The sequence below is a fragment of the Pseudomonas sp. 2995-1 genome, from assembly GCF_002742505.1.
GTDB classification, from domain to species: Bacteria; Pseudomonadota; Gammaproteobacteria; order Pseudomonadales; family Pseudomonadaceae; genus Aquipseudomonas; species Aquipseudomonas sivasensis.
Genome location: NZ_LJSA01000353.1, coordinates 173,015 through 191,818, shown reverse-complemented (window position 1 = coordinate 191,818; position 18,804 = coordinate 173,015). Strand labels below are relative to the sequence as shown.

The following is an 18,804-nucleotide window of genomic DNA, read 5'->3' as shown; positions in this document are numbered from 1 at the left end:
TTTGCTGACACAACACTTAAGGAGAGCACCATAACTGTGGTGAGCGGGCTTGCCCCGCGCTGGGCTGCGCAGCGGCCCCAAAACCAGCCGCTGCGATTTACCTGAAGCATTGCGGTGCTTCTAGTGGGGCTGCTACGCAGCCCAGCGCGGGGCAAGCCCGCTCACCACAGGAAGACCGCTCACCACGTGTAAAGCGCTGTCGTTCTTCACTCACAAATGCCCAAGCACCTTTGCTGACACAACACTTAAGGAGAGCACCATAACTGTGGTGAGCGGGCTTGCCCCGCGCTGGGCTGCGCAGCGGCTCCAAAACCAGCCGCTGCGATTTACCTGAAGCATTGCGGTGCTTCTAGTGGGCCTGCTGCGCAGCCCAGCGCGGGACAAGCCCGCTCACCACAGGAAGACCGCTCACCACGGGAAGCACGTGTTCAGTCGATGGTTTTGGGCAGTCGCTGATCAATCAGTTTGTACAACGCACTGTCCTGCGGCCAATTACGCATAAACCGCGCACGATCCTTCGCGTATGCCGTGGCGAAGCTGGCGGCGGAGGTGTGTTGGCACATTGCATCGAGGTCGATCAGCGACCAGCGGTCCTTGTCCCAGAACAGGTTATGGCCCTTGAAATCGCCATGGCTGATGCGTTCGCGGATCAGTTCGGCAAACAGCTTGTCGAGTGCCAGCAGCTCACCTTCCGGTGCATCACCGTGTTCAATATAGGGCGCGAAACGCTCGATGATGTCCGGGCCCGGCAGGTATTCGGTGATCAGATAAGCCCGACTGCGCAGCCACAAAAAGCGCTTTTCCAACACAGCCAAAGGCTTCGGCGTGGCGATACCAAGGAACGCCAGGCGATTGCCTTCGCGCCAGGAATGCCAGGCCCGACTTGGGCGCCAGAAGCGCTTGAGCCAGTGGGCAAAGCCCTTGATGTTGTAGCGCTTGATAACCAGCGGGCGACCGGCTACCTCGACCTTGGCCACGCTCGCGGCACCACCGGTCTTGTACAAGTGGCCCTGATCGAGCAGCGCATCGGCCTGTTCCAGCACCGGCAGCATCGCGGCCTCTTCTTCGCGACGAATCGCGCGCAAGCCAAAGGCGCCGCGTACCACGCTGAACAACGTGCATTCGCGGCCGACCTTGTTCAAAAAGTCCTTCAAGCGCCAAGCGCTGACCTTGCGCACCTGCTTCTCCAGGGCTTCCAGCGGCAAGGCGTGTTCGCCGTTGCTCAGCAGGTAATACACCAGCAACTCTTCGGTAAACGGCTCAAGGTTTTTCGGCAACTGGGCGAAAAACACGCCGAGGTTTTCCAGCACGCGGTTACGCGACAGCGGCTTGCCGGCCTCTTCGACGCGGATACCGGCACCGTCGATCAGGTACAGCTTGCCGTCCTGGCGCAGCAGGTTGTCCAGGTGCAGGTCTTCCTGCCACAAGCCTTTGGTGTGCATCTGGGCAATCGCGCCCAGTGCTTCGGCGAGCACGGCGGTTTGCTCGTCAGCCAACGGTGGCAGGCCTTCGACGGCATGCCAGGCATCGGCCAGGCTTTCGGCGCCTTCGATAAATTCAAACAGCAGCCAGCCGCCTTCGCCTTCCTGCAGGCCATCGGCGAGCAACAGCGGCGTGGTCAGGCCTTGTTCGGCCAGTAGTCGTACGCCATTCAGTTCACGCTGAAAGTGCCGCGCGGCCTTGCTGCCCACCAATAACTTGGCCAGCACCGGACGCCCGCGCCAGACTGCCGCGCCCACGTAACGCTCGCCCGGTAACACGCGCAAAAGGCTCAGCAGTTGCAGTTGGCCGGGGCCAGCGGCATCCGCCAGGTCAAGGGTCAGGGGCAGGCTCGGTGTGCGGCCGGCGCTTTTCAGCTCGGACAGGCGCATCAGCGGTTCTCCTTGTGGCTACGCCGAACCGTCAGGCGTTGCAGCCAGGTCGCGACCAGCGCGCTGTCTTCGGGCTGATCGAGGTAGGCCGCCAGCAGTTGACGCACCTGCACGTCCGACCACTGCCGTGCACGACGCAACAACGGTTCCAGGTCTTTGACCCGATCACGCCAGCCGAACAGCAACGGGCGGGTTTTTTCCAGGTCGATCAACTGCGCGGCATAACCGTCGCCGGTCGCCTGCAGGAAAATATGCTTGGGGTAAAAGCAGCCATGGACCTGGCCGAGGCTGTGCAACCGGCGCGCCAATTGGCCGCACGCCAGCAGGATCGCGCGGTGCTGGGCGTCGCTCAGTTGCGGCCACTGCTCCAGCAATGAATCCAAGTCATTCCAGCCGTCGAGGGCGCGGGTCAGCAGCATTGCGCGGTGTTCACCGGCGACCTTGCGCTCCCCGTAAAACGCCGCCTGCAAAGCCGGGATACCCAGCGAGCGGTAACGACTGATATTGCGAAACTCACGAGAGAAACTCGGCTCGCCCAGCGGTCGGTGCAAGCTGCGCGTGAGGTAGTTGCTCTGGCGCTTTAGGTAATACCCGTGGCCATCGAGCTCCAGACGAAACACGCTACTCCAGCCGCCACGGCTGGTGTTGGGCTCGTCCACCGCGTCCAGTTGCTTGGCCCACAGCGCGTCGAATGTCGCGAGGCCGTGGCGCTCCAGCAAGGCACGGTCTTCAGCCGCCAGAAAATCACTCATTCGCGTCCCTCGAAAAACTTCACTACGTGGCGGATCCGCCGCTTGTCCGAATCGCTCAGGTGCCGACACCCACGGTACTGCATGTAGAAACGCAGACGCTGGGTAGCCGACAGGTGATACTTAGCCACCTTGTCGAGGCAGGCCAAGTCCTTGGTGATGCGGTACTTGAGCCAGAAACCGCGCCAGAAATCGCCGTTGGGGCAATCGATCAGGTACAGGGTCTGCTGGTCGTCGATCAGCAGGTTGCGCCACTTCAAATCGTTATGGGTAAAGCGCTGGTCGTGCATCGTGCGCGTGTACTCGGCGAGTTGGCGGCTGACGACATCGACCCACTTGGGGTCGCGCAGGCGCGCATCTTTACGCTCGGCCACCACCGAAAGATCTTCGGTATTAGGCAACTCACGAGTGATCATCGCACCACGGTCGTAGGCCAGGCCACTGCGCTCCAGGCCCCAAGCCACCACATCGGCGGTGGGAATGCCCCACTTGGCGAAGCGCTTGAGGTTCTGCCATTCGGACTTTACCCGCGGCTTGCCCAGATAACGCCGCAGGCCCTTGCCGGCGCCGGTGTAGCGCTTGACGTAGTAATTGACCCCGCCGCGCTGCACCCGGATCACTTCCGATAACGGATCGCGGGTCAGCCGCTCGCCTTGCAGGGCGAACACCGCGTCGAGGCTTCCAAAATCATCCGCCAGGGCGGCATAAGCAGGTTCCAGGTTCCAACCCGCCATCAGATCGCATCCCCGTAGCGTTGCTTGCGTGCGTACAGCTTGTCGGCCTTGCGCTGCATCAGGCTCAGGGACGCCGATTGCTCGGTCAGGATCTGGCGCAGCGGCTGGCGGAAATAGCCCTTGAGGAAGCGCAGTTTGTCGCGACGGGTCAGGCCGATGTCCAGCGCTGAGTAATACAGTGCCGACAGGTCCTTGTCGCGCCAGCGCAGCGGCAAATGGGCCCGCATTTGGGCGCGGTGCAGGTCGATCACCGAGAGTTTGATGTCACGCGCGTCGATCGGCTTGGACGTGTCCAGCAGGAAGTGGCACAGGTAGCAGTCGCGATGGTTCACGCCGCCCCGGTGCATGTCGCCGACCATGCGCGCCAGCTCTGCGGTGAGGGCGTGACGCAAGGCAGGTGCGGGCGGCTCGGCGGCCCAGTTGAGGGTCACGTCTTCAAGGCTGAGGGTCGGCGCCAGTTCTTCGGTGATGATGAACGAGTGTTGGTCCGCCGGGTTGCTGCCTTTTTCGCCGAAGGCCACGCCGGTCATGGTCGGTACGCCGATCTCCTGCAAGCGGTGAATGGCATCCCATTCCAGGCCGGCGCCCAGTACCGGCAACTTGGCGGTGATCAGGTTCTTGAAGATTTCTGCCCAGCCAATACCGCGATGAATCTTCACGAAATACGGGCGGCCATCCACCTCGGTGCGCAGCGTGCGACGCGCTGCCAGTTCACGGAATACCTGGCCTTGCAGTTTCTCGACTTCGGCGAAAGCATCACGCCCGGCCCATAACGTCTTGAACGGTTCGGCAAGAATCAACTTCATCGTTTTGGCTCCGCCAGAATCACATCCGCAGCGTGCTGCGGCATGCTGTAGAGGTCGGCCGTCTCGGCGAAGGCCAACCCATTGCGGCCCCAGGCCGCGCGCTGTGCAGAATCGGTCAACATTTGCGCCAGGTACTGGTTCAACTGAGCCTGTTCAAAGGGCTCGTCCAGCACCAGCCCACTGTCGGCTTCAGCGATGTAGTGCGCATAGCCACACACGGCAGAAACCAGCACCGGCAACCCGGCCACCAGGGCTTCGAGCAATACGGTGCCGGTGTTTTCGTTGTACGCCGGGTGGATCAGCAGGTCGGCGCCCAGCAGGAAACGCGGGATATCGCTGCGCCCCTTGAGGAACTGCACGTTGTCGCCCAGCCCAAGAGTGGCGCTTTGCAGTTGGAATACTTTGGGGTCGTCCTGGCCGATTACAAACAGGCGCGTACGTTTCTTCAGTTCAGAGGGCAACGCGGCCAAGGCTTTCAGGCTGCGGTCGACGCCCTTGGTCTTGAATCCAGAGCCGATCTGCACCAGCAGCAGGTCGTCATCGCCGAGGTTGAATTCCTTACGGAAACCTTCGCGGATTTCAGCCGCGTTCGGCGGCGCGCGACGGTCCTGGGCAATGCCCGGCGGCAGCAGATGGAAGCGTTCCAGCGGGGTGTCGTAATGCTTGATGAACAGCGGCTGCTGCACCTCGGAGATCATCAGGACTTCAGTCTTGGCGTCCTTGGCGAACACCGCACGCTCGTATTCGGCAAAGTGCTTGTAGCGACCAAAGCTGCGGTACAGCGAATGGCGCAGGTTTTGCGCCTTGTCTTCAAAGCAGCCATCGGCGGCGTAGTACACGTCCAGGCCTGGCATCTTGTTGAAGCCGATCAGGCGGTCCACCGGGCGCTTGGCGAGGTCGGCCTCCATCCACGCACTGAGCTTTTCGTTGCGCTTATGGTTGAAGAACGCCTTGACCGGCGCCACCAGCACTTCGAAGCCGGGCGGGATGTCGCCTTCCCAGATCAGCGTGTAGACACGAATCTGATGGCCGCGCTGCTGGCACTCCAGGGCGATGCGCATGAAGTCGCGCTGCAGGCCACCGAAGGGGAAGTATTTGTACAGAACAAAAGCCAGTTGCATCAGTGCAGCTCCTCAGCCAATAACAACGTGCTCAGCCGGCTTGCCACACGCTCAGGGTTCAGGCGCGTAAAGCACAGGGGCGACTCGCGCTTGATGTCGAACCGACGCAGGTCGTCGGCCGTGGGTTGATAGGTACATTGCTTTTGCAGACACGGTGCGCACGACCAGTCGCTGCCCAAGTGAATCTGGCCCTTGCCGTAAGCGCCGGTCAGGCCGGGGTTGGTGGGGCCGAACAGGGAAATGGTCGGCACGTCCAACGCGGCAGCCAAGTGGCCGAGACCGGTGTCCACCGCGACGCAGGCACGGGCGCCAGCCAATACCCGAGCGACGCCGGCCAGGTTGAGTTTGGGCAGCACTTCGGCGTTGCCCAGGCCTTGGGCCAGGCGTTCGGCGCGGGCTTTTTCGGCGGCATTGCCCCAAGGTAATTTCACGTCCACACCCAAGCGGCCCATGCGCTCAGCCAGCTCGCGCCAATAGGCTTCGGGCCAGTGTTTAGTGTCCCAGGTGGTGCCGTGCAACAGCAGCACAAACGGTTTTTTCGGCGGCAGGCCGAGCAGTTTTTCGGTGCTCAGGCCGTAGTCGCCCAAGCCTTTGGGCAAGTCATAACCCAGCGCCACGGCGAACAGCTGGCGCAGACGCTCCACCGCGTGTTGCCCACGGGCCACGGCCAGGCGTCGCGAGTAGAAGCGCGCCGCAATGGGTTCACGGGCGGAGTTCTTATCGAAGCCCGCTACCGGAGCACGCACATAGCGGGTCAACCAAGCACTTTTGAGCAGGCCTTGGGCGTCGATCACCAGGTCGTATTTGGTCGACTGGATCTGCTGCTTGAAACGCCGCCACTCACCGCTTTTTATGGTCTGCCAGAGGTTCTTGCGCCAGCGGCGGATCGCCACCGGGATTACTTTGTCTACGGCCGGGTGCCAGGTCGGGATCTCGGCGAAGCCTTCTTCCACCACCCAGTCGAATTGAATGCCGGGGATCGCGCGCGCCGCGTCGGTGAGTGCCGGCAACGCATGAATCACGTCGCCCAGGGATGAGGTCTTGATTACCAGTACCCGCAACTCAGTGAACCTCGACCGCAGTGCCCTGCAACCGCTGCAAAGCCTCGTTCACCGGCTGTGGCAGCAACTGGCGCATGCAGTTGTAGTGGCCGAAACGGCAAGTACGGTCAAAGCACGGGCTGCATTCCAGGCCCAGGCGCACCACTTCAACCTTGTCGGCCAGGGGCGGGGTAAACCCTGGAGACGTCGAACCGTACACCGCCACCAATGGGCGGTTCAGCGCTGCGGCCACGTGCATCAGGCCGGAGTCGTTGGACACCACCGAATCCGCGCAAGACAGCAGGTCAATCGCCTCGGCCAGCGACGTGTCGCCACTCAGGTTCACCGACTCTTCGCGCAGGCCAGGAATCAGGCGCTGTCGAATCTCTTCACCCACCGGATGATCTTTTTTCGAGCCGAACAACCACACCTGCCAGCCTTCGCGAATCTTCATCTCAGCGACTTTGGCGTAGTGCTCCGCCGGCCAGCGCTTGGACTCGCCAAACTCGGCGCCAGGGCACAGGGCAAGCACCGGGCGATCCAGCGTCAGGCCGAACTTGGCCAGGGCCGCGTCGCGGGTTACTGGGTCGATCTGCAGGCTCGGGCGCGGGTACGGCTTGGGCAGCTCCGCGCCTGGCTCATATGCCAACGCCATGAAGCGTTCGATCATCAGCGGATAGCGCGCCTTATCCAACGTGCGCACATCGTTAAGCAATACGTAGCGAAACTCACCGCGCCAGCCGGTGCGCTTGGGGATGCCAGCAAAAAACGGCACCAGCGCCGACTTCAGCGAGTTGGGCAACAGGATCGCCTGGTCATACTGGCCGGCCAGGGATTTGCCGATGCGACGGCGGGTTGCCAGCTCCAGGGCGCCGTGGCCGAGCGGGAAGCTCAAGGCGTTGCGCACTTCGGGCATGCGCTCAAGGATCGGCCGGCTCCACTCAGGAGCGAGCACGTCGATCTGGCAGTCTGGGTGGCGCTGGCGCAAGCACTGGAACAGTGTCTGTGCCATCACCATGTCACCGACCCAACTGGGCCCAACGATCAGAATATTCATGTAGTTTCCACAAACGATGCGGGGAGGCTTATGCCTCCCCGCCCTAATAGTGTTTCAGCTCAACCCCAGCTCCTGCCAGATGCGCATCACCTGTCGCCGTTCGTCGGCGAACTGATCCCCAGCCACCGTACCGGCCTCGTTTTGCAAGGCCTGGCGATGCGCAGCGGAACGGTAGGCCTTATACACCTCGCGCAGCAGGTGGGCATCGGCGGCGGGCATCAACCCCACCTGCTCCAGGCCTTCCAGAATGCGGATATTGTCGGTGTAGCGCAGCAACGATGGGTGCTGGGCAGACCACGCCAAAGCCGCGTATTGCACCATAAATTCAATATCGACGATACCTCCGGCGTCCTGCTTGAGGTCGAACACGGCCGCGGCGTCGAAGGCATTGGCGCCGGTACCGGCTGTGGTGGCCTTGGTGCCCAGGTTGTCACGCATCTTGGTGCGCATCTCGCTGACCTCCTGGCGCAGTTTCGCCAGATCCCGCTCACGCCCCAACACTTTAGCCCGTACCTGCTCGAACGCACGGCCCACATCCTGACTGCCAACCAGCACCCGCGCGCGGATCAGGGCCTGATGCTCCCAGGTCCACGCTTCATTTTGTTGATAGCGATCAAATGCACCCAGCGAACTGACCAGCAAACCGGACGCACCGGAAGGTCGCAGGCGCATATCCACTTCGTACAACTGACCGGAGTTGGTCTGGGTGGTCAGCAGGTGAATGATGCGCTGGCCCAGGCGCGTGAAGAACTGCGCGCCGTCAATCGGCTTGGCGCCATCGGTTTCGGCCTGCGGATCGCCATCATGGATAAACACCAGATCCAGGTCCGAACCATGCCCCAGTTCGATCCCGCCGACTTTCCCATAACCGACAATAATGAACCCAGGATCGCACAGGGTGCCGTCCAGACGCTGCGGCGAGCCGTGGCGCGCCACGGTCTGGCGCCAGGCCAGGGCCAGCACTTGTTCGAGGATGGCTTCGGCGAGCCAGGTCAGGTAGTCGCTGACTTTCATCAACGGCAGGCTGCCGGCGATTTCCGAAGCGGCCACGCGTAGGCGGTGGGCGAGCTTGAAGTGACGCAGCGCTTCCATCTGCTGCTCAAGGTCGTCCTCGGGGATACGCGTAAGGCGCTCGCGCAATTCGGCGGCCAACTCCGGCGCCAGCGGCGGCTTGAACAGGCGGCCTTCGTTGAGCAACTCGTCCAGCAACAGCGGGAAACGGGTGATCTGCTCAGCAATCCACGGGCTGGCGGCGCACAGGGTCAACAGGCGGCGCAGGGCGTCGGGGTTTTCCGTGAGCAGCACCAGGTAAGCGGAGCGACGGGCGACGGCCTCCACCAGCGGCAGCACGCGCTCCAACACTAGGTCCGGGTTGGCGTGTTCGACCGCCTGGGCCAACAGGCGCGGGATAAACGCATCCAGCCGTTCGCGACCGAGGCGTTGCATCGCACGTAACTGCGGGCTGCCGCGCAAACCAGCCAGGGCCTTGAGCGCCCTGGGCGCGTCAGTGAAGCCGCCTTCGGTCAATTGGCGGCAGGCGGCGTCTTCATCCTGGGACTCTTCCCACAGCGGCAACCACTCACCGCCCACTACCAACTCGCTTTCTTCGCCCTCTTCTTCATCGGGGTCGGCAATCACTTGGCGGAAGTGCCAGTCCACCCGGCCACGCCAGTGCATCAGGCGCTCATGGAACGCGGCCCAGTCGGCAAAGCCCAGCATAAAGGCAATGCGCGCCTGATCTTCCGGAGTGCTCGGAAGCATTTGGGTCTGGCGGTCAGCTATTGCCTGGATGGCATGCTCGGTGTAGCGCAGGAATTCGTAGCCATTGCGCAACTCGGCGATCACCGCCGGCGGCAGGTAACCCTGGCCCTCCAGGGTACCGAGCACTTTGAGCAGCGGGCGTTGTTGCAGGCTGAGGTCGCGACCGCCGTGAATCAACTGGAAGGCCTGAGCGATGAATTCCACCTCGCGGATACCGCCCGAGCCGAGCTTGATATTGTCGGCCATGCCTTTGCGCCGCACTTCCTGCTGGATCAACTGCTTCATGGTGCGCAGCGCTTCGATGGCGGAGAAGTCCAGGTAGCGGCGGTACACAAACGGTCGCAGCATATCGAGCAATTGCGCACCGGCCACCTGGTCGCCTGCCACTACGCGCGCCTTGATCATGGCGTAGCGTTCCCAGTCGCGGCCCTGATCCTGGTAGTACTGCTCCAGCGCATTGAAACTGAGCACCAGCGCTCCGGCCGAACCGTAAGGACGCAGGCGCATATCAACGCGGAACACAAAACCGTCGACGGTCATGGGGTCGAGGGCCTTGATCAGTTTTTGACCAAGGCGAATGAAGAACTCCTGGTTATCCAGTGAACGCTTCACGCCCACTGTTTCGCCGCCTTCGGGGTAGGCGAAGATCAGGTCGATATCCGACGAGAGGTTCAGCTCCACCGCGCCGAGCTTGCCCATGCCAAGGATGACCATGTGCTGCGGCTCGCCGCTGCGCCGGCCGGTGGGCGTGCCGAACTGCACGCAGTGGCGTTGGTACAGCCATTGGTAGGCTTGGTCGATGCAGGCGTCAGCCATGTCGGACAGATCACGACAGGTCTGCACCAGATCAGCCTGACGGGTCAGGTCGCGCCAAATAATCCGTACTTGCTGGCGCGTGCGCTGGCGACGCAATACGCGGCCCAGTTCGTCTTCGGTTTCGGCCTGTTGCACAGCGCCTGCAATTTGCCCGCACAGCTCGCCCGGCGCAAAGCCGCGGTCCAGCTCACCCCAGGCCACCAGCTCCAGCAACATCAAAGGGTCACGAACACTCTGTTCAATGACGAAATCACTGGCGGCGCACACCCGGGCGAAGTCGGCCCAGCGTTGCGGCGTCCACGTACAAAGTCCATGATCGTCGTCCAGCGCGGCCACTGCGTCACGAAATGACTGCTCGGCCCGCTGGGCAATTGGGAGGAGAATGGCCGGCAATTCGGCCAGCATTGGAAGGCTCATGGTCTATCCTTGATCGGCGCGTAATGGGCTTGTTGCTGCGAACGCAAGAAGCACGCTCGATGAAGGACTGTCGAACAAAGGTTATAAATAGCTGAAAATTTATAGTTTTTGGCAGACAACATTAAACTTCTACCTTTTCTTGTTCGCAAAAGATCAACAATAACGATTATGCTCACCAGCCAGACCGAGCCATACGCTCGGTCTTGTGTAGTTTTACTACTCGTATATACATTCGAAAGGCTGAAATGGCCGACGATTTGTAGTAAAACTACAGGACGCCGAAGCAACCTTCGGCCATCCAAGAATTTATGTCGTCTGCCCACAAGGCCAGTCGCAAACTTCAGGCAACCGATTCTGGTAGCCTTTCCGCCCTGGAGCAAGCCATGCAAGACCTCGATCCCGTCGAAACCCAGGAATGGCTGGACGCCCTGGAATCGGTTCTCGACAAAGAAGGCGAAGACCGTGCTCACTACCTGATGACCCGTATGGGCGAACTCGCGACCCGCAGCGGCTCGCAACTGCCCTACGCCATCACCACGCCATACCGCAACACCATCCCCGTTACCCACGAAGCACGCATGCCTGGCGACCTGTTCATGGAACGCCGCATTCGCTCGCTGGTACGTTGGAACGCCATGGCGATGGTAATGCGCACGAACTTGAAAGATTCGGACCTGGGCGGTCACATCTCCAGCTTCGCTTCCAGCGCAACCCTGTATGACATCGGCTTCAACTACTTCTTCCAGGCCCCGACCGACGAACACGGCGGCGACCTGATCTACTTCCAGGGTCACACCTCGCCAGGCGTTTATGCCCGCGCGTTCATGGAAGGTCGCATCACCGAAGACCAGATGAACAACTTCCGCCAGGAAGTCGACGGTGGCGGCTTGTCGTCCTACCCGCACCCTTGGCTGATGCCTGATTTCTGGCAGTTCCCGACCGTTTCCATGGGTCTGGGTCCAATTCAAGCGATCTACCAGGCACGTTTCATGAAGTACCTGGAAGCCCGTGGTTTCATCCCTGAAGGCAAGCAGAAAGTCTGGTGCTTCCTGGGCGACGGCGAGTGCGACGAGCCGGAATCCCTGGGCGCGATCTCCCTGGCCGGCCGCGAGAAGCTGGACAACCTGATCTTCGTCATCAACTGCAACCTGCAGCGCCTCGACGGCCCGGTTCGCGGCAACGGCAAGATCATCCAGGAACTCGAAGGCGTGTTCCGCGGTGCTCAGTGGAACGTGACCAAAGTCATCTGGGGCCGTTTCTGGGACCCACTGCTGGCCAAGGACGTTGACGGTATCCTGCAACGTCGCATGGACGAAGTCATCGACGGCGAGTACCAGAACTACAAAGCCAAAGACGGCGCGTTCGTACGTGAACACTTCTTCAACACGCCTGAACTCAAGGCAATGGTTGCAGACCTGTCCGACGACGAGATCTGGAAACTCAACCGTGGCGGCCACGACCCGTACAAGGTCTACGCGGCGTACCACGAAGCGGTCAACCACAAAGAACAACCAACCGTCATTCTGGCCAAGACCATCAAGGGTTATGGCACCGGTGCTGGCGAAGCGAAGAACACTGCGCACAACACCAAGAAAGTCGACGTCGACAGCCTGAAGTTGTTCCGCGACCGCTTCGACATCCCGGTCAAGGACGAAGAGCTGGAAAACCTGCCGTTCTTCAAGCCAGAGCCAAACAGCGCCGAAGCCCGCTACCTGAGCGAGCGCCGCACTGCACTGGGCGGTTTCGTACCACAGCGCCGCGCCAACAGTTTCTCCGTACCGACCCCGGACCTGAGCACCCTCAAGGCCATCCTGGACGGTTCGGGCGACCGTGAAATTTCCACCACCATGGCCTTCGTGCGGATCCTCGCGCAGTTGGTCAAGGACAAGGAAATCGGTCCACGCATCGTTCCGATTATCCCGGACGAAGCCCGTACCTTCGGTATGGAAGGCATGTTCCGTCAGTTGGGCATCTACTCCTCCGTCGGCCAGCTCTATGAGCCAGTCGATAAAGACCAGGTAATGTTCTACAAGGAAGACAAGAAGGGCCAGATCCTCGAAGAAGGCATCAACGAAGCGGGCGCCATGAGCTCCTTCATCGCTGCCGGTACTTCGTACTCCAGCCACAACCAACCGATGCTGCCGTTCTACATCTTCTACTCGATGTTCGGCTTCCAGCGTATCGGCGACCTGGCTTGGGCAGCAGGCGACAGCCGTACCCGTGGCTTCCTGATCGGCGGCACCGCCGGCCGGACCACGCTGAACGGCGAAGGCCTGCAACACGAAGACGGTCACAGCCACATCCTGGCTGCCACCATCCCGAACTGCCGCACCTTTGATCCAACCTACGGCTATGAGCTGGCGGTGATCATCCAGGACGGCATGAAGAAGATGACCGAAGAGCAGCAGGACGTTTTCTACTACATCACCGTGATGAACGAGTCCTACCAGCAGCCAGTCATGCCGGCCGGTGTCGAGGAAGGCATCATCAAGGGCATGTACCTGCTCGAAGAAGACACCAAGGAAGCAGCGCACCACGTACAGCTGATGGGCTCCGGCACCATCCTGCGTGAAGTGCGTGAAGCAGCGAAGATCCTGCGTGACGAATTCAACGTCGGCGCCGACGTGTGGAGCGTTACCAGCTTCAACGAACTGCGTCGCGACGGCCTGGCCGTAGAGCGCAGCAACCGCCTGCATCCTGGTCAGAAACCCGCGAAGAGCTACGTCGAAGAGTGCCTGGCCGGCCGTAAAGGTCCAGTCATTGCCTCTACCGACTACATGAAGCTGTTCGCTGAACAAATTCGCCAGTGGGTCCCATCCAAGGAATTCAAAGTCCTGGGTACCGACGGTTTCGGCCGCAGTGACAGCCGTAAGAAGCTGCGTCACTTCTTCGAAGTCGACCGTCACTTCGTGGTGTTGGCAGCCCTGGAAGCCTTGGCTGACCGTGGTGAGATCGAACCTAAGGTGGTGGCTGACGCTATCGTCAAGTTCGGGATCAACCCGGAAAAACGCAACCCACTGGACTGCTGAGGAGATTTTTTGTGAGCGAACTCATTCGCGTACCTGACATCGGCAGCGGTGAAGGTGAAGTAATCGAGCTGTTTGTGAAGGTCGGCGACAAAGTCGAAGCCGACCAGAGCATCCTGACCCTGGAGTCGGACAAGGCGAGCATGGAAATCCCTGCTCCCAAGGCCGGCGTGGTCAAGAGCCTGAAAGTGAAGCTGGGCGACCGCCTGAAAGAAGGCGACGAACTGCTGGAGCTGGAAATCGAAGGTGCCGCTGATGCTGCACCTGCGGCAGCTCCTGCTGCCGCTGCTGCACCAGCGCCTGCCGCTGAAAAGCCTGCCGCTGCAGCCGAGGCCCCTGCGGCCCCGGCTGCTGCACCGGCCGCCGCCTCTGTTCAGGACATTCATGTTCCGGACATCGGTTCGTCGGGCAAGGCCAAGATCATCGAGCTGTTGGTCAAGGTTGGCGACACCGTCGAAGCCGACCAATCGCTGATCACCCTGGAATCCGACAAGGCTTCCATGGAAATCCCTTCGCCGGCTGCCGGCGTGGTGGAAAGCATCGCAGTCAAGCTGGAAGACGAAGTCGGCACCGGTGACTTCATCCTCAAGCTGAAAGTACAAGGCGCCGCACCGGCTGCCGCTCCAGCCCCCGCCGCCGCCGCTCCGGCTGCTGCCAAAGCTGAAGCTGCACCGGCCGCTGCACCTGCACCCGCACCTGCTGCAAAAGCCGAGGCCGCACCGGCTCCAGCTGCTGCTGCACCTGCGCCAAGCGGTGCCAAGGTTCACGCTGGCCCGGCGGTACGCCAACTGGCCCGTGAATTCGGCGTCGAGCTGAACGCTGTGTCGGCCACTGGCCCACATGGCCGCGTGCTGAAGGAAGATGTGCAGGTTTACGTCAAAGCCATGATGCAGAAAGCCAAGGAAGCTCCGGCTGCCGGCGCTGCTACCGGCGGCTCAGGCATTCCACCGATCCCGGTCGTGGACTTCAGCCGCTTCGGCGAGACCGAAGAAGTGCCAATGACTCGCCTGATGCAAATCGGCGCGTCGAGCCTGCACCGCAGCTGGCTGAACATTCCGCACGTTACCCAGTTCGACCAGGCCGACATCACCGACCTGGAAGCTTTCCGCGTTGCGCAGAAAGCCGTGGCCGAGAAGGCTGGCGTGAAACTGACCGTGCTGCCACTGCTGCTCAAGGCGTGTGCACACCTGCTCAAGGAACTGCCGGACTTCAACAGCTCACTGGCGCCAAGCGGCAAAGCGATCATTCGCAAGAAATACGTCAACGTGGGCTTCGCTGTAGACACCCCTGACGGCCTGCTGGTACCGGTCATCAAGAACGTCGACCAGAAGAGCCTGCTGCAACTCGCTGCCGAAGCGGCTGCGTTGGCTGCCAAGGCCCGCGACAAGAAGCTGACCGCAGACGACATGCAAGGCGCCTGCTTCACGATCTCCAGCCTCGGTCACATTGGCGGCACTGGCTTCACGCCAATCGTCAACGCGCCGGAAGTGGCGATCCTGGGTGTTTCCAAGGCAACCATCCAGCCGGTCTGGGACGGTAAAGCGTTCCAGCCGAAGCTGATGCTGCCACTGTCGCTGTCCTACGATCACCGTGTGATCAACGGCGCGGCCGCTGCACGCTTTACCCAGCGTCTGAGCCAGCTGCTGAACGACATCCGCACCATCTTGCTGTAAGCCAGATCAGGTCTCCCTTCACCGGGGAGACTTGGTTGCACCGATTTCCGAGCGCCACGCTCGTACCTCAACCCCGTCAATTTGGCGGGGCTTTTTTTGCTTTTCGATACAGACAGAACAGGTTTGTACACCTTCTGTCATCTCGATTGAAGAAATCCCTCGCCCGGCCGATAACCCCCTTATAGCACTTAGCCTTCATCCTCTCTTGTCAGTCTGTGCCGCATGATGCAACCTTGCCACAGGCAACAAAAAAAGAGGGCGTGAGCCCTGCGCCGTGCGCGTTTTTTGAAGTGAGTCTCCCCATGAAAAGCCAACCCGATGTCGCCCGTATGGCGGCCGAGGTAGTGACGCAGTTACCGGTGCCTTCGCGCCTCGGTATGCTGCGTTTCGAGCGGCTTAATGAGGCAAGCTGGGCTCTCCTGTACCTTGACCCCAATTGCGAGCGCCAATTCGGCCTGCCTGCGGTCGAGTTGTGTGCCCTGCTCGGCACGCCCTACGCCAGCCTGATGGAACCCCAGGCTCGCTATCAACTACACGACATCATCCAGCAGCAATTGACCCAGAGCCCTCATTACCTGGTGCGCTACACCCTGCACACCAGTGACGGCCCTCTGAGCCTGCTGGAAATGGGCGAAGCCTACAAACAACACAATCGCCATCTGCTGCGCGGCTACCTGATGGTGGTTGATGGTCTGTTCAGCGAGCTTCCCTTACCCGTCCCGACCGAGGATCTGGAAAGCCAGAACAGCCGCCTGCAAATCGCCCTGGAGCTGAACCAGCGCGCCCAGCAGGAGCAATTGCAGCACCTGGAGCGAGTGCGCGCCCAGCAGGAACTGATCCTGTTGCTGGCCCGCCAGCGCTACACCGCCAACAATTCGCTTCAGGAAGCCGCCGAGCTGATCACGCGCAGCGCCTGCGATATCTACCAGATCGACTGCGCCAGCATCTGGAACCTCGAAGACCAGCGCCTGGTGCCAATCTCGGCTTACCACCGCGACAACCAACAGCACCATCTGCCCGAACCCATCGATGCCAGCCGCTTCCCGGATTATCTGGAAGCCTTGCAAAGCAGCCGCGCCATCGACGCCACCAACGCCATGCGCGATCCGCGCACCCGCGAAATGGCCGAGAATCTACGCAACAGAGACATCCACGCCATGCTCGATGCGAGCATCCGCGTCGACGGCCAAGTGGTCGGCGTATTGTGCCTGGAGCAGTGCGGCAGCCCGCGTGACTGGCAGGCTGACGAGATAGCGTTCGCCGGCGAGCTCGCTGACCAGTTCGCGCAAGTGATCAACAACCACAACCGCCGTACTGCCACCAGCGCCCTGCATTTGTTCCAGCGTGCGGTGGAGCAAAGCGCCAACGCCTTTCTGCTGGTCAATTGCGACGGCGTGGTGGAGTACGTCAACCCCAGCTTCACCGCGATCACCCAGTACAGCGCCGAAGAAGTCCACGGCCACCGCCTGGCGCAATTGCCCGCCCTGGAAAACCTCAGCGAATTGCTGTTCGACGCCCCATCGAGCCTGGCCAAGAGCAACAGCTGGCAGGGCGAGTTCAAGAGCCGGCGCAAGAACCTCGAACCCTACTGGGGCCAGTTGTCGATTTCCAAGGTGTATGGCGACAACCGTGAGCTGACGCACTACATCGGCATCTACGAAGACATCACCCAGACCAAGCTCGCCCAGCAGCGCATCGAGCGTCTGGCGTATACCGACAACCTGACCAACCTGGGCAACCGCCCGGCGTTTATCCGCAACCTCGATGAACGCTTTGCACGCGACAGCGATAGCCCGATCAGCCTGTTGCTGGTAGACATCGACAACTTCAAACGCATCAACGACAGCCTTGGCCACCAGACCGGCGACAAGCTGCTGATCAGCCTGGCCCGCCGCCTGCGCAACAGCCTGAGTGCCAGCGGCAGCCTGGCGCGCTTTGCCAGTAACGAGTTTGCGGTGTTGCTGGACGACACCGACCTGGAAAGCGGCCAGCAGGTCGCCAGCCAATTGCTGGCGACGCTCGACAAACCGATGTTCGTCGACAACCAATTGATCAGCGTCACCGGTTCCGTGGGCCTGGCCTGCGCGCCGCTGCACGGGCGCGACCCGCAGACCCTGATGCGCAACGCCGGCCTGGCCCTGCACAAGGCCAAGGCCAACGGCAAACACCAGGTTCAGGTGTTTACAGAGGCGCTGAACGCCGAGGCCAGCTACAAGCTGTTCGTGGAAAATAACCTGCGGCGCGCCCTGACCCAGAACGAACTGGACGTGTTCTACCAGCCCAAGCTGTGCCTGCGCAGCGGCCGGTTGCTGGGCATGGAAGCGCTGCTGCGCTGGAATCACCCGGAAAAGGGCATGATCCGTCCCGATCAGTTCATCAGCGTGGCCGAAGAGACGGGTCTGATTATTCCCATCGGCAAATGGATCGCCCGCCAGGCCTGCCGCATGAGCAAGCAACTGAGCGCCGCCGGCATGGGCAACCTGCAGGTGGCGATCAACCTGTCACCCAAGCAGTTCTCCGACCCGGACCTGGTGGCCTCGATTGCCACAATCCTCCAGGAAGAAGAGCTGCCGGCCAACCTGCTGGAGCTGGAGCTGACCGAAGGCCTGCTGCTGGAAGCCACTGAAGACACGCGCCTGCAACTGGATCAGTTGAAGAGTTTTGGCCTGACCCTGGCCATGGACGACTTCGGTACCGGTTACTCGTCGCTGAGCTACCTGAAAAAATTCCCCATCGACATCATTAAGATCGATCGCAGCTTTATCCATGAAATTCCGGACAACCAGGACGACATGGAAATCACCTCGGCCGTGATCGCCATGGCTCACAACCTCAAGCTCAAGGTCGTGGCCGAAGGCATCGAGACCGCCGAGCAACTGGCGTTCCTGCGTCGGCATCGCTGCGACGTGGGCCAGGGCTACCTGTTCGACCGGCCAATCCCCGGCGCAGAGCTGCTTGAGAAGCTCAAACGCTACCCGCGCGGGCCAATCGCCTGACAGCGCGGTAACACTCGGGCACACTGGCTGTCTGAATTCTTACCTTACTCAATCTGACTGAGAGGACTGATCATGGTCTTGCGCTCGGAAATTCTGGTGAACAAAAACGTGTTGCCTACTCAAGAACAAGCGTTGCCTGGTCGTGAAACCCCGATGAATCTGCCGGAGACGCACTTCGTCAACGGCAACCCACTGCTCGGCCCGTTCGTCGATGACGTGGGTTTTGCCATCTTCGGCCTGGGCTGCTTTTGGGGTGCGGAGCGCAGGTTCTGGCAGCGCGAGGGCGTGGTCAGCACCGTGGTCGGCTACGCGGGCGGCTACACGCCGAACCCGACTTACGAAGAAGTTTGCTCCGGCCTGACCGGTCACAGTGAAGTGGTGCTGGTGGTTTATGACCAGGCCAAAGTGAAATACGAAGACCTGTTGAAGATGTTCTGGGAATTGCACAACCCAACTCAGGGCATGCGCCAGGGCAACGATATCGGCAGCCAGTACCGTTCGGTGGTCTATGCGACCACGCCTGAGCAATTGGCGGCGGCGAAGGCCAGTGCCGAGACTTATCAGCAAGAGCTGACCAAATCCGGCCTGGGTGCTATCACCACGGAAATCGAAGAAGCTCCAACGGTGTACTTCGCCGAGGCGTATCACCAGCAGTACTTGGCGAAGAACCCGCAGGGCTACTGTGGGATCGGCGGTACCGGCGTGACCTGCCCGATCTAAAGCCGACGCAGATCAAA

General features: G+C 61.1%; 12 protein-coding genes. 4 read left to right on the top strand and 8 right to left on the bottom strand.

Annotated features, from left to right (window positions below; translation table 11 throughout):
* Positions 1-428: 428 nt before the first annotated feature.
* Genes AOA61_RS14825 through glnE form a run of 8 tightly spaced genes read right to left on the bottom strand, consistent with a single transcriptional unit; the run spans position 429 to position 10,372 of the window.
* Positions 429-1,871, bottom strand: a complete 1,443-nt coding sequence (locus AOA61_RS14825) for a lipopolysaccharide kinase InaA family protein (RefSeq protein WP_099602035.1) — start codon at positions 1,869-1,871, stop codon at positions 429-431.
* Positions 1,871-2,623: a lipopolysaccharide kinase InaA family protein gene (locus AOA61_RS14820; protein WP_032890379.1), complete on the bottom strand. Its 753-nt coding sequence runs from the start codon at positions 2,621-2,623 to the stop codon at positions 1,871-1,873. Before AOA61_RS14820 ends, AOA61_RS14825 begins: the two co-directional genes overlap by 1 nt.
* Positions 2,620-3,354, bottom strand: a complete 735-nt coding sequence (locus AOA61_RS14815) for a lipopolysaccharide kinase InaA family protein (RefSeq protein WP_032890377.1) — start codon at positions 3,352-3,354, stop codon at positions 2,620-2,622. The genes AOA61_RS14820 and AOA61_RS14815 overlap by 4 nt, the downstream gene beginning before the upstream one ends.
* Entirely contained in the window at positions 3,354-4,160 is an 807-nt protein-coding gene (rfaP, locus tag AOA61_RS14810) for a lipopolysaccharide core heptose(I) kinase RfaP (protein ID WP_032890375.1), read from the bottom strand. The genes AOA61_RS14815 and rfaP overlap by 1 nt, the downstream gene beginning before the upstream one ends.
* Positions 4,157-5,281, bottom strand: a complete 1,125-nt coding sequence (locus tag AOA61_RS14805) for a glycosyltransferase family 4 protein (protein WP_032890373.1) — start codon at positions 5,279-5,281, stop codon at positions 4,157-4,159. The genes rfaP and AOA61_RS14805 overlap by 4 nt, the downstream gene beginning before the upstream one ends.
* Positions 5,281-6,342 carry a lipopolysaccharide heptosyltransferase I gene (gene waaC / locus AOA61_RS14800; RefSeq protein WP_032890371.1) on the bottom strand — a complete coding sequence of 354 codons (1,062 nt, stop codon included), beginning with the start codon at positions 6,340-6,342 and terminating at the stop codon, positions 5,281-5,283. Before waaC ends, AOA61_RS14805 begins: the two co-directional genes overlap by 1 nt.
* Before the next feature lies 1 nt (position 6,343).
* Positions 6,344-7,378, bottom strand: coding sequence for a lipopolysaccharide heptosyltransferase II (waaF, locus tag AOA61_RS14795; RefSeq protein ID WP_032890370.1), 1,035 nt, complete (start codon positions 7,376-7,378; stop codon positions 6,344-6,346).
* A 54-nt stretch (positions 7,379-7,432) separates the two neighbouring features.
* Positions 7,433-10,372, bottom strand: a complete 2,940-nt coding sequence (gene glnE / locus AOA61_RS14790; RefSeq protein WP_032890368.1) for a bifunctional [glutamate--ammonia ligase]-adenylyl-L-tyrosine phosphorylase/[glutamate--ammonia-ligase] adenylyltransferase — start codon at positions 10,370-10,372, stop codon at positions 7,433-7,435.
* Positions 10,373-10,755: 383 nt separating this feature from the next.
* Between glnE and aceE the strand changes: the two genes are divergently transcribed.
* The 4 genes from aceE (at position 10,756) to msrA (ending at position 18,787) form a co-directional block, all read left to right on the top strand.
* Positions 10,756-13,401: a pyruvate dehydrogenase (acetyl-transferring), homodimeric type gene (gene aceE / locus AOA61_RS14785; RefSeq protein ID WP_099602034.1), complete on the top strand. Its 2,646-nt coding sequence runs from the start codon at positions 10,756-10,758 to the stop codon at positions 13,399-13,401.
* Between the two features lie 11 nt (positions 13,402-13,412).
* A complete protein-coding gene (gene aceF, locus AOA61_RS14780; RefSeq protein ID WP_099602033.1) occupies positions 13,413-15,071 on the top strand; it encodes a dihydrolipoyllysine-residue acetyltransferase in 1,659 nt (552 codons plus the stop codon).
* A 302-nt stretch (positions 15,072-15,373) separates the two neighbouring features.
* The gene (locus AOA61_RS14775; protein WP_099602032.1) at positions 15,374-18,067 is read left to right on the top strand and encodes a bifunctional diguanylate cyclase/phosphodiesterase; all 2,694 of its coding nucleotides are present in this window, start codon (positions 15,374-15,376) and stop codon (positions 18,065-18,067) included.
* Positions 18,068-18,139: 72 nt separating this feature from the next.
* Positions 18,140-18,787: a peptide-methionine (S)-S-oxide reductase MsrA gene (gene msrA / locus AOA61_RS14770; RefSeq protein WP_032890360.1), complete on the top strand. Its 648-nt coding sequence runs from the start codon at positions 18,140-18,142 to the stop codon at positions 18,785-18,787.
* The last annotated feature ends 17 nt before the right edge of the window (positions 18,788-18,804 follow it).